General features: G+C 61.3%; 10 protein-coding genes and 4 tRNA genes. 1 reads left to right on the forward strand and 13 read right to left on the reverse strand.

The annotated features are described in order from the left end of the window. Positions 1-106: 106 nt before the first annotated feature. Positions 107-183: transfer RNA gene (locus tag MUM_RS0125765), tRNA-Val, on the reverse strand. A 184-nt stretch (positions 184-367) separates the two neighbouring features. Between MUM_RS0125765 and MUM_RS0125770 the strand changes: the two genes are divergently transcribed. Further along, on the forward strand, positions 368-1,651 hold the full coding sequence (locus MUM_RS0125770; RefSeq protein ID WP_010175729.1) for an NAD(P)/FAD-dependent oxidoreductase: 1,284 nt from the start codon (positions 368-370) through the stop codon (positions 1,649-1,651). Between the two features lie 165 nt (positions 1,652-1,816). On the opposite strand, the gene MUM_RS0125775 is transcribed toward MUM_RS0125770, so the two are convergent. The 12 genes from MUM_RS0125775 to truA form a co-directional block, all read right to left on the reverse strand. Next, positions 1,817-1,893 (reverse strand) — tRNA-Asp (locus MUM_RS0125775). A 105-nt stretch (positions 1,894-1,998) separates the two neighbouring features. Continuing rightward, positions 1,999-2,075: transfer RNA gene (locus MUM_RS0125780), tRNA-Asp, on the reverse strand. A 55-nt stretch (positions 2,076-2,130) separates the two neighbouring features. Next, positions 2,131-2,206: transfer RNA gene (locus MUM_RS0125785), tRNA-Val, on the reverse strand. A 106-nt stretch (positions 2,207-2,312) separates the two neighbouring features. After that, the gene (locus MUM_RS0125790; protein WP_010175731.1) at positions 2,313-3,077 is read right to left on the reverse strand and encodes an SDR family oxidoreductase; all 765 of its coding nucleotides are present in this window, start codon (positions 3,075-3,077) and stop codon (positions 2,313-2,315) included. Between the two features lie 11 nt (positions 3,078-3,088). Then, complete coding sequence (locus tag MUM_RS0125795) at positions 3,089-4,300, reverse strand: O-succinylhomoserine sulfhydrylase (protein WP_010175734.1); 1,212 nt, start codon at positions 4,298-4,300, stop codon at positions 3,089-3,091. A 66-nt stretch (positions 4,301-4,366) separates the two neighbouring features. Next, positions 4,367-5,872, reverse strand: a complete 1,506-nt coding sequence (gene purF / locus MUM_RS0125800; protein ID WP_003212683.1) for an amidophosphoribosyltransferase — start codon at positions 5,870-5,872, stop codon at positions 4,367-4,369. Between the two features lie 41 nt (positions 5,873-5,913). Continuing rightward, on the reverse strand, positions 5,914-6,471 hold the full coding sequence (locus MUM_RS0125805; protein ID WP_003212681.1) for a CvpA family protein: 558 nt from the start codon (positions 6,469-6,471) through the stop codon (positions 5,914-5,916). 175 nt (positions 6,472-6,646) lie between these two features. Beyond that, positions 6,647-7,309 (reverse strand): SPOR domain-containing protein, encoded by a 663-nt coding sequence (locus MUM_RS0125810; RefSeq protein WP_010175738.1) that lies wholly within the window; start codon positions 7,307-7,309, stop codon positions 6,647-6,649. Continuing rightward, complete coding sequence (gene folC, locus MUM_RS0125815) at positions 7,293-8,600, reverse strand: bifunctional tetrahydrofolate synthase/dihydrofolate synthase (RefSeq protein ID WP_010175739.1); 1,308 nt, start codon at positions 8,598-8,600, stop codon at positions 7,293-7,295. The genes MUM_RS0125810 and folC overlap by 17 nt, the downstream gene beginning before the upstream one ends. Further along, positions 8,597-9,517, reverse strand: a complete 921-nt coding sequence (gene accD / locus MUM_RS0125820) for an acetyl-CoA carboxylase, carboxyltransferase subunit beta (RefSeq protein WP_010175741.1) — start codon at positions 9,515-9,517, stop codon at positions 8,597-8,599. The genes folC and accD overlap by 4 nt, the downstream gene beginning before the upstream one ends. Positions 9,518-9,760: 243 nt before the next feature. After that, a complete protein-coding gene (locus MUM_RS0125825; RefSeq protein WP_010175743.1) occupies positions 9,761-10,393 on the reverse strand; it encodes a phosphoribosylanthranilate isomerase in 633 nt (210 codons plus the stop codon). A gap of 63 nt (positions 10,394-10,456) precedes the next feature. Continuing rightward, positions 10,457-11,281 carry a tRNA pseudouridine(38-40) synthase TruA gene (gene truA, locus MUM_RS0125830; RefSeq protein ID WP_010175744.1) on the reverse strand — a complete coding sequence of 275 codons (825 nt, stop codon included), beginning with the start codon at positions 11,279-11,281 and terminating at the stop codon, positions 10,457-10,459. Between the last annotated feature and the right edge of the window lie 62 nt (positions 11,282-11,343).

Genomic DNA, 11,343 nt, shown 5'->3' on the forward strand with positions numbered 1-11,343 from the left:
AACGGAGCCTATATTTTGTGAACGTTCTGCATGAAATCCAAAGCAACAAAAAAGGGCCCACCTTTCGGTGAGCCCTTCTAGACCGCCCAGCAGAGCGGATTTTGTTTGGTAGGCGCGATTGGACTCGAACCAACGACCCCCACCATGTCAAGGTGGTGCTCTAACCAACTGAGCTACGTGCCTGCTGTGAGGCGGCATTCTACGGAATTCCCGAGGGGTGTCAACACCTTTTTTGCAGCTAAGCCTATGAATATGCGAATTTTTTATTTGTGGGCAGCACAGCCGTATTTTTCCGGTGGCTGGCAGCGGATTTTCAACTCAGGTAGGATCGGCGCACTCGTAAAAAATATAAAACAGAGGTTCCAGGATGGCGAACACCCCCTACCCCCAGTCGTATTACGCCGCGTCTGCGAATGCGGTACCTGCTCGCCCGGAGCTGCAAGGTGAAGTCGAAACCGATGTATGTGTGATCGGCGCCGGTTATACCGGGCTTTCCAGCGCGCTGTTCCTGTTGGAGAACGGTTTTCGCGTGACGGTACTGGAAGCCGCCAAGGTGGGTTTTGGCGCGTCGGGCCGTAACGGCGGGCAGATCGTCAACAGCTATAGCCGTGACATTGATGTGATCGAGCGCAGTGTCGGCCCCAAGCAGGCGCAATTGCTGGGCGACATGGCGTTTGAAGGCGGCAGAATCATTCGGGAACGGGTGGCCAAGTATCAGATCCAGTGTGACCTGAAGGACGGCGGAGTGTTCGCCGCGCTGAACGGCAAGCACATGGGCCACCTGGAGTCGCAGAAGCGCCTGTGGGAACGCTACGGCCACACCCAGCTGGAGTTGCTGGACGAGCGGCGCATTCGTGAAGTGGTCGCCTGTGACAACTATGTGGGCGGCCTGCTGGACATGAGCGGCGGGCACATTCACCCGCTGAACCTGGCGCTGGGCGAAGCGGCGGCGGTGGAATCCCTCGGCGGTACGATTTATGAACAGTCGGCGGCGACTCGCATTGAGCGCGGCGCCAATCCGGTGGTGCATACGGCACACGGCAAGGTCAGGGCCAAGTTCATTATTGTCGCGGGCAACGCCTACCTCGGGAACCTGGTGCCGGAGCTGGCAGCCAAGTCCATGCCGTGCGGTACGCAGGTGATTACTACCGCGCCACTGGGCGATGAGCTGGCGAAGACACTGCTGCCGCAGGACTACTGCGTCGAGGACTGCAACTATTTGCTGGATTACTACCGCCTGACCAGCGACAAGCGCCTGATCTTCGGCGGTGGCGTGGTGTATGGCGCGCGTGACCCGGCGAACATCGAAGCGATCATCCGGCCGAAGATGCTCAAGGCGTTTCCGCAGCTCAAGGACGTGAAGATCGATTACGCCTGGACCGGCAATTTCCTGCTGACCCTGTCGCGCCTGCCACAGGTTGGCCGCCTGGGGGATAACATCTATTACTCCCAGGGCTGTAGCGGCCATGGCGTGACGTACACCCACTTGGCGGGCAAGGTCCTGGCGGAAGCCCTGAGAGGCCAGGCAGAGCGTTTTGATGCGTTTGCCGGCCTGCCGCACTACCCGTTCCCGGGTGGGCAACTGTTGCGCACGCCGTTTGCGGCGCTGGGCGCCTGGTACTACGGGCTGCGAGACAAGCTGGGGTTCTGATCCCGGATCACGGGGCTGGCTTGCCGGCCCCTGTCCATCAGGTACCGAGCCAAATCGCAGACACAAAAAACCCCGGTCTTTCGACCAGGGTCTTTGCTATCGATCCAACCAAGCCAGCGGCTTGCTTTGGCGTCTCAGGGCGTTCAGTGGGCCCTGGAACAGATATGGCGCAGCGGACGGGACTCGAACCCGCGACCCCCGGCGTGACAGGCCGGTATTCTAACCGACTGAACTACCGCTGCGTATCGCTCAGACTGCTGAAGTGTCACCTTCAACTGCCTTCAAACATCTGACTGAGCAGCCTTGGCTGTTCAATCTCAAATCTGAAACATCAGACCTGGAAAATATGGCGCAGCGGACGGGACTCGAACCCGCGACCCCCGGCGTGACAGGCCGGTATTCTAACCGACTGAACTACCGCTGCGCGTCGGTGCAACCTTTAACGTTGCGTCTTGCCCGAAGGCAAAACTCTCAAGAAGTGGTGGGTGATGACGGGATCGAACCGCCGACCCTCTGCTTGTAAGGCAGATGCTCTCCCAGCTGAGCTAATCACCCTTTGCTTCGTGAGGCCGCGAAATTTACGCAGGTAGCGGACCTAAGTCAATAGCCCGCTTGAAGTTTTTCTGAAAAAGACAAAATTGCTTCAGGACCGTCACCCGCCCTACTCGCTGTAAATCATCTTCTTGCTCATGCCACCGTCAACGACGAACTCCTGCCCGGTCACGAACCCCGCATTGCGCGACAGCAACCAAGCCACCATCGCCGCCACGTCTTCCACAGTGCCTACCCTGCCCGCCGGGTGCTGGGCGTGATCCGCATCCGTGAGTGGCTCGGCACGCCGTGCAGCCGGGTCACGGGCATCGATCCAGCCCGGGCTCACGGCATTGACCCGCACTTCCGGCCCGAGACTCATGGCCAGCGCGTGGGTCAGGGCCAGCAAACCGCCCTTGCTCGCCGCGTAGGCCTCGGTGTCCGGCTCCGACTGCCGGGCCCGGGTCGAGGCCAGGTTAACGATGGCGCCACCGTGGGCCCGCAGATACGGCGCACAGTGCTTGGCCAGCAACATCGGCCCACTGAGGTTTACCGCCAGCACGCGATTCCAGTAAGCCAGGTCGAGGCTTTCCAGCGTGATATTGCGTGGATCGGCCACTGCCGCATTGCAAACCAATGCGTCCAGACGCCCGAACTGGCCGAGCACCTCGGCCACGCCCTGGGCGACCTGCCGCTCATCGGCCACGTCCATGGTGATAAACCAGGCGTTGTCGCCCAGCACCTTGGACACCTTGGAACCGCGCTCACGGTCGAGGTCCGTGAGCACCACCTGCCAGCCTTCGCTGATCAACCAGGCGGCAATCCCCAGACCGATGCCCCGCGCCGCGCCGGTCACCAGCGCGACCCGTCCGTTACTGGCGGTTGCCGCCTCCATGGACCACTCGATCACAGGGCAGCCAACCCACGGGCCAGATCGGCCTGCAAGTCAGCAACGTCTTCCAGGCCCACCGCAATGCGGATCAGGCTGTCGCGAATACCGGCCGCTTCACGCTCCTGCGGCGCCAGGCGGCCGTGGGAGGTGGTGCTTGGGTGAGTGATGGTGGTCTTGCTGTCACCCAGGTTGGCGGTAATGGAGATCAGGCGGGTTGCATCGATAAAGCGCCAGGCGCCCTCTTTGCCACCCTTGACCTCGAAACTCACCACGGCGCCAAAACCACGCTGCTGACGCTGGGCCAACTCGTGTTGCGGGTGGCTCTTGAGGCCGGCGTAGTGAACCTTTTCGATACCGTCCTGCTGCTCCAGCCACTCGGCCAGCGCCTGGGCATTGGCACAATGGGCCTTCATCCGCAGGCTCAGGGTTTCCAGGCCTTTGAGGAAGATCCAGGCGTTGAACGGGCTCAGGGTCGGGCCAGCGGTGCGCAAGAAGCCCACCACCTCCTTCATCTGCTCGCTGCGCCCGGCAACCACACCGCCCATGCAACGGCCCTGGCCGTCGATGAACTTGGTGGCCGAGTGCACAACGATGTCCGCGCCCAGCTTCAGCGGCTGCTGCAGTGCCGGCGTGCAGAAGCAGTTGTCGACGATCAGCATCGCGCCCTTGGCATGAGCCACTTCGGACAATGCTGCAATGTCCACCAGCTCGGCCAACGGGTTGGACGGCGACTCGACGAACAGCAATTTGGTGTTGGCCTTGATGGCCGTGTCCCAGCCGGACAGGTCTGCCAGCGGCACGTAGTCGACTTCAATGCCAAAACGCTTGAAGTATTTTTCGAACAGGCTGATGGTCGAGCCAAACACGCTGCGCGACACCAGCACATGATCGCCGGCACTGCACAGGCTCATGACCACCGCGAGAATCGCGGCCATGCCCGTGGCAGTGGCGACCGCCTGCTCGGCGCCTTCCAGCGCGGCGATACGCTCTTCGAATGCGCGCACGGTCGGATTGGTGTAGCGCGAATAAACGTTGCCCGGCACTTCACCGGCAAAACGCGCAGCGGCGTCGGCCGCAGTGCGGAACACATAGCTGGAGGTAAAGAACATCGGATCACCGTGCTCACCTTCCGGGGTGCGGTGCTGGCCGGCGCGCACAGCCAGGGTATCGAAAGCTACGCCATCGAGGTCGCTATCCAGGCGACCGGCATCCCATTCCTGACTCATGCTCTACTCCTCAACTCGAATGCTTTATCAAAGATGCAAAACCGGCCCCTAAGGGCCGGTGTCTACTCAGTTGTTGTACAGGTCGATGATCGCGCTGACCGCCTGGGTCTTGATCTTCGAGGAATCGTTACGCGCCTGCTCGATCTTGTTCAGGTAGGCCTCGTCGACATCGCCGGTGACGTACTTGCCGTCGAACACTGCGCAATCGAACTCCTCGATCTTGATCTTGCCACCGCCAACCGCTTCGATCAGGTCCGGCAGGTCCTGGTAGATCAGCCAGTCGGCGCCGATCAAGTCTGCAACGTCCTGGGTCGAACGGTTGTGGGCGATCAGCTCGTGAGCGCTCGGCATGTCGATGCCGTACACGTTCGGGTAACGCACGGCAGGCGCGGCGGAGCAGAAGTAAACGTTCTTCGCCCCGGCTTCGCGGGCCATCTGGATGATCTGCTTGCAAGTGGTGCCACGCACGATGGAGTCATCCACCAGCATTACGTTCTTGCCGCGGAACTCCAGCTCGATCGCATTGAGCTTCTGGCGTACCGACTTCTTGCGCGCCGCCTGGCCCGGCATGATGAAGGTACGGCCGATGTAACGGTTCTTGACGAAGCCTTCGCGGAATTTCACGCCCAGGTGGTTCGCCAGCTCCAGCGCTGCGGTGCGGCTGGTGTCCGGGATCGGGATCACTACGTCAATGTCGTGGTCAGGACGCTCGCGCAGGATCTTGTCGGCCAGCTTCTCGCCCATGCGCAGGCGCGCTTTGTACACCGAAACACCGTCGATGATCGAATCCGGACGCGCCAGGTACACGTGTTCGAAAATGCACGGGGTCAGTTTCGGGTTCAGTGCGCACTGACGGGTGTGCAGCTTGCCGTCTTCAGTGATGTAGACCGCTTCGCCCGGTGCCAAGTCGCGGATCAGGGTAAAGCCCAGCACGTCCAGGGACACGCTTTCGGAGGCGATCATGTACTCGACGCCTTCGTCGGTGTGACGCTGGCCGAACACGATCGGGCGGATGCCGTGAGGGTCGCGGAAACCAACGATACCGTAGCCGGTCACCATTGCGACGACGGCGTAACCACCGACGCAACGGTTGTGCACGTCAGTCACGGCGGCGAACACGTCTTCTTCGGTCGGCTGCAGCTTGCCGCGCTGGGCCAGCTCGTGGGCGAACACGTTCAGCAGTACTTCGGAGTCCGAGTTGGTGTTGACGTGGCGCAGGTCAGATTCGTAAATCTCCTTGGCCAGCTGTTCAACGTTGGTCAGGTTGCCGTTGTGCGCCAGGGTGATGCCATACGGCGAGTTGACGTAAAACGGCTGGGCTTCTGCCGACGTCGAGCTGCCCGCTGTCGGGTAGCGTACGTGGCCAATGCCCATGTGCCCGACCAGGCGCTGCATGTGGCGCTGATGAAACACGTCACGCACCAGACCATTGTCCTTGCGCAGGAATAACCGGCCGTCGTGGCTGGTCACAATACCGGCAGCATCCTGGCCGCGGTGCTGGAGGACGGTTAGCGCGTCATACAGCGCCTGATTCACGTTCGACTTACCGACGATACCGACGATGCCACACATGCGACGCAACCCCTACTTAATGAATCTTGACTGAACACAACTTACTGAGGCGTTTTGGCCGGCAAGAGGTGTTCCTTGAACGGAAGATCAGCGGGTACGCTGATCCCGCTGGCCAGCCACTGACTGCTCCACCCCAAAATGAGGTTTTTGGACCAATCTGCAACCAATAGAAATTTTGGCACGAGTACAGACTCCTGCCACCACGAATCCTGCTGTACCGGCCCCAGGCTCAACAGCCCGACCGCCACAACCACCAGCAAGCCGCCACGTGCGGCGCCGAAGGCCATGCCGAGAAATCGATCGGTCCCGGAGAGGCCGGTGACGCGTATCAATTCGCCGATAAGATAATTGACCATTGCCCCTACCAACAACGTGGCGATGAACATGATGGCGCAGCCCGCGATGACGCGAGCCGAAGGTGTCTCGATATATCCGGCCAGGTAGACCGACAATGAACCGCCGAACATCCAGGCTACAACCCCTGCGATGATCCATGTCAGCAACGACAGAGCTTCTTTAACGAAGCCGCGGCTTAGACTGATCAAAGCGGAGATGGCGACGATTGCAACGATCGCCCAGTCAACCCAGGTAAATGGCACAGTTCAGCCTACAGACGGATAAGGCGGCGCATTTTAGCAGAGCGCCGGGCTATCGGTAAGCTGTGATTGGCAGTGCATTTGAAATCAATGAGTTGCGCCAGATAAATGCAGAAGCCGCCTTGCCGGCGATGGCGGCCTCAAGGACGCCATCGCCGGCAAGCCGGCTCCTACTGTTTTAACCGCGCTCTGGCTGGAAGCGAACCACAAAACCCTTCAGGTTCTGCTGGCGATCCAGCAAGTCCCGCAGGCGATCGGCTTCGGCGCGCTCGATCAACGGCCCGATAAAGACCCGGTTCTTGCCGTCGGCGCTGCGGATATAGGCGTTGTAACCCTGGGTGCGCAGCTTCTTCTGCAACGCATCAGCACTTTCACGGTTAGCCAGGCTGGCCAGTTGGATAGACCAACTGATCGGCAAGCCATTCGGGTCAATACGGCTCTGACCCACGTCCGGCTTGCCCGGTGCCGCCGGCTGCGGCGCCACAGGTTTTGGTGCTGGCGCCGGCGCTGCTGGCTTGGCCACAACCGCCGGAGCAGCAGGCGCAGGCTTGACCACCGGTACGCTCGGCTGAACCGGCATCGACGGCGCCTGCTGTGCGGCGACTTCATCGTCGGTCGGTACCGGCTCTTCTTCCGGCAGCGCTTGCGGCTCGGGAACCACCACCGGCTCAACCTGAACCTGAGGCACCGCCGGCGCCTGGGGCGCAGCCGGGGCTTCGACGGTCACCTGGCGTTGCTCGTCCTGACGGGAAAACAGCATCGGCAGAAAAATCACCGCCAACGCCACCAGAACCAGGGCTCCGACCATTCGCTGCTTGTATGCGCTATCCAGTAATGCCATGTGCAGCTTCCTCCGTGGAGCGCCGGGCCAACCACTCGAGTGCCTCGGCAACACAATAAAATGATCCGAACAACAGAATCTCATCCTCAGGCGTCGCAATCGCGCACTGGGCTTCCAGGGCGGCTGTCACGCTTGCATGGGACGTCACCGACGCACCAAGGTTCTGTAACGCCACCTGCAACTCGACGGCAGGACGACTGCGCGGTGTATCCAGCGGCGCAACCGCCCAGGCTTGAACGTTGCCCAGCAACGGCGCAACCACGCCATCCAGGTCCTTGTCGGACAACAAGCCGAACACCGCCAGTCGGCGACCGGCAGGTGGCGTGCGCGCCAGGCGCTTGGCCAGGTATTCAGCGGCGTGAGGGTTATGCCCCACATCCAGCAGCAGATTCAGGCGCTTGCCCTTCCAGTCGAAGGCTCGTCGATCAAGACGCCCTACCACCCGAGTAGCCTGCAACGTAGCGGCAATCTGCTCGGCATGCCAGGGCAAATCCAGCAACAGGTAGGCTTGCAGCGCGAGCGCGGCGTTTTCCATCGGCAGGTTCAGCAGCGGCAGGTCACGCAATTCAACGGTCTGGCCACGCGCATCAAGCCCGCGCCACTGCCAATGCTGGTCGCCGATCTCGAGATTGAACTCACGCCCACGCAGGAAGAACGGGCAATCCAGCTCACGCACCTTGTCCAGCAAGGTATGCGGCGGGTCGAGGTCGCCGCACAGTGCAGGCTTGCCCTGGCGGAAGATCCCGGCCTTTTCATAGGCCACGGATTCACGGGTGTTACCCAGGTAGTCGGCGTGGTCGACACCAATGCTGGTGATCAGCGCCAGGTCGGCATCCACCACATTGACCGTGTCCAGACGCCCGCCGAGGCCGACTTCCAGCACCACCACATCGAGTTGCGCACGCTCGAACAGCCAGAACGCCGCGAGGGTGCCCATTTCGAAATACGTCAGGGAAATTTCGCCACGCCCGGCATCGAGTGCGGCGAAGGCTTCGCAGAGTTGCTCGTCAGTGGCTTCGACGCCATTGAGTTGCACCCGCTCGTTGTAGCGCAGCAGGTGCGGCGAGTTGTACACGCCGACCTTCAAGCCCTGGGCTTGCAGCAAGGCGGCGACAAAGGCGCAGGTAGAGCCCTTGCCGTTGGTGCCGGTCACCGTGATCACACGCGGTGCCGGCCTGCCCAACCCGAGGCGGGTCGCTACCTGTTGCGAGCGCTCCAGGCCCATGTCGATGGCTGACGGATGCAACTGCTCAAGGTAGGCGAGCCATTCGCCCAGGGTACGTTGGGTCATATGTTTGCAGGCACCGGTGGCACGACAATCGGTTCTACTTTAGGCGCGACGTACACAGGCGTCGGCAGGCCCATCATTTGTGCCAGCAGGTTACCCAGGCGCGGACGCAGCTCGGAACGGGCGATGATCATGTCGATCGCGCCGTGCTCCAGCAGGAACTCACTGCGCTGGAAGCCTTCCGGCAGTTTTTCGCGAACGGTTTGCTCGATAACACGCGGGCCGGCGAAACCGATCAGGGCTTTTGGCTCACCGACGATCACGTCACCCAGCATTGCCAGGCTGGCGGACACGCCGCCGTAGACCGGGTCGGTCAATACGGAGATGAACGGAATGCCTTCTTCACGCAGACGCGCCAGTACCGCAGAGGTCTTGGCCATTTGCATCAGGGAAATCAGTGCTTCCTGCATCCGCGCGCCGCCGGAGGCTGCGAAGCAGATCATCGGGCAACGATTTTCCAGGGCGTAGTTGGCGGCACGTACAAAACGCTCACCGACGATGGCGCCCATGGAGCCGCCCATGAAGGAGAATTCGAAGGCAGAAACCACTACCGGCATGCCCAGCAGCTTGCCGCTGACGGAAATCAGCGCGTCCTTCTCACCGGTCTGCTTCTGGGCAGCGGTCAGGCGGTCCTTGTACTTCTTGCCGTCGCGGAATTTCAGACGGTCGACCGGCTCCAGGTCGGCGCCCAGTTCGGAGCGACCATCGGCATCGAGGAAGATATCAATGCGGGCGCGGGCGCCGATACGCATGTGGTGGTTGCACTTGGGGCAAACGTCCAGGGTCTTTTCCAGCTCCGGGCGGTACAACACCGCGTCGCAGGAAGGGCACTTGTGCCAAAGACCTTCAGGAACCGAGCTTTTCTTCACCTCGGAACGCATGATCGAGGGGATCAGTTTGTCTACTAACCAGTTGCTCATGCTTTCTTTCTCCAGTACCGGTGGCTTGAACACAGCTCCGCGTATGCCCTTGAGCTAAATTCATATGTGGCGATGACACAAGCTGGACGGGGTCAGACGTTCGACCTGCCATTTCCTGCCTGCGCCCTCAGCCTTCCAGACAACCTGCCGTGCAGGGTTGCCACTTCATTTCCGGGCCTCCCACAGGCGGCGCCGGGCTGTTTTACACAGTGGTAGTTATGGACGGCGGCAGACTGCCAGCCGTCACATCGTCCCGCTGCTGTCGCGCACGGCTTGCATGAATGCGCGAATCTTTGCGTGATCCTTGATGCCCTTGCCCTGCTCCACCCCGCCGCTGACGTCCACCGCGTACGGCCGAACCTGCCGGATGGCGCCTGCCACGTTGCCCGGGTTCAGGCCTCCCGCCAGGATGATCGGCTTGCTCAAGCCTTCGGGAATCAACGACCAGTCGAACGCTTCGCCGGTGCCGCCGGGAACGCCTTCGACGTAGGTGTCGAGAAGAACCCCGCGGGCGCCAGTGTAAGCAGCGCACACCGCCGCAATATCGTCGCCGGCCTTGACCCGCAGCGCCTTGATATACGGGCGCTGATAGCTTTCGCACTCGTCAGGGCTTTCATCGCCATGGAACTGCAGCATGTCGAGTTGCACGGCATCGAGGGTTTCATTGAGTTCGCAGCGGCTGGCGTTGACGAACAACCCCACGGTGGTCACGAACGGCGGCAACGCGGCAATGATTGCCCGCGCCTGCAACACATTCACCGCCCGCGGGCTTTTGGCATAAAACACGAAACCGATGGCATCGGCCCCCGCCTCGACCGCCGCCAACGCGTCTTCTATGCGGGTAATCCCGCAAATCTTGCTGCGAACGGCAGACATGTCGATGAAACCTCAGGGCGTGTCCGGGAAAGTCCCGGATGGTAACAAATGCTTTTGAGGGCGTCAGCCGCCAAGTTCGCTGAAACCTGTGAGGAAGTGTGGCCCGATGAACCGCTGCGGCAATTCGAACTCGTCGCGGTACTCCACATCCACCAGGTACAGGCCGAACGGATGCGCCGTGACGCCACCGGTGCGGCGAACACGGCTTTCCAGCACTTCTTTGGCCCACTCCACCGGACGCTCGCCGGTACCGATGGTCATCAGTACCCCGGCGATATTGCGCACCATATGGTGCAGGAAGGCACCGGCGCGGATATCCAGGACGATCATCTTGCCGTGGCGGGTCACCCGCAGGTGATGAACTTCCTTGATCGGCGACTTGGCCTGGCACTGGCCGGCACGAAACGCGCTGAAATCGTGGATGCCCACCAGATGCTGGGCCGCCTCAGCCATACGCTCGGCGTCCAGCGGGCGGTGGTTCCAGGTGATTTCTTCGTTGAGGTGCGCCGGGCGGATCTGATCGTTGTAGATCACATAGCGATAACGCCGGGCGATGGCCTTGAAGCGCGCATGAAAGTGCGCCGGCATCACCTTGGCCCAACTGACACTGACGTCGTGGGGCAAATTGATATTGGCGCCCATGACCCACGCCTTCATCGTGCGCTCGGCCTGGGTATCAAAGTGCACCACTTGCCCGCAAGCGTGTACACCGGCGTCGGTACGCCCGGCACACATCAGCGAGACCGGCGAGTCGGCGACTTTCGACAGAGCCTTCTCCAGGGTTTCCTGCACCGTCGGCACGCCGGAGGCCTGGCGTTGCCAGCCACGATAGCGCGAGCCTTTGTATTCCACGCCCAGGGCGATTCTGAAAAAGCCTGCGGCCGCCATTTCGGCGGCCGCGTTATCTATATTTGCCAAGAACTGAGAGCCTGATGAGTTGCGCAAAGGCG

This window comes from Pseudomonas sp. PAMC 25886 (genome assembly GCF_000242655.1).
In the GTDB taxonomy this organism is placed as follows: domain Bacteria; phylum Pseudomonadota; class Gammaproteobacteria; order Pseudomonadales; family Pseudomonadaceae; genus Aquipseudomonas.

Coding starts and splice junctions, on each gene's coding strand:
- MUM_RS0125770 (WP_010175729.1), top strand. CDS start 368: ATGGCGAACACCCCCTACCCCCAGTCGTATTACGCCGCGTCTGCGAAT.
- truA (WP_010175744.1), bottom strand. CDS start 11,281: ATGGCGGCCGCAGGCTTTTTCAGAATCGCCCTGGGCGTGGAATACAAA.
- accD (WP_010175741.1), bottom strand. CDS start 9,517: ATGAGCAACTGGTTAGTAGACAAACTGATCCCCTCGATCATGCGTTCC.
- MUM_RS0125825 (WP_010175743.1), bottom strand. CDS start 10,393: ATGTCTGCCGTTCGCAGCAAGATTTGCGGGATTACCCGCATAGAAGAC.
- MUM_RS0125790 (WP_010175731.1), bottom strand. CDS start 3,077: ATGGAGGCGGCAACCGCCAGTAACGGACGGGTCGCGCTGGTGACCGGC.
- folC (WP_010175739.1), bottom strand. CDS start 8,600: ATGACCCAACGTACCCTGGGCGAATGGCTCGCCTACCTTGAGCAGTTG.
- MUM_RS0125795 (WP_010175734.1), bottom strand. CDS start 4,300: ATGAGTCAGGAATGGGATGCCGGTCGCCTGGATAGCGACCTCGATGGC.
- purF (WP_003212683.1), bottom strand. CDS start 5,872: ATGTGTGGCATCGTCGGTATCGTCGGTAAGTCGAACGTGAATCAGGCG.
- MUM_RS0125810 (WP_010175738.1), bottom strand. CDS start 7,309: ATGGCATTACTGGATAGCGCATACAAGCAGCGAATGGTCGGAGCCCTG.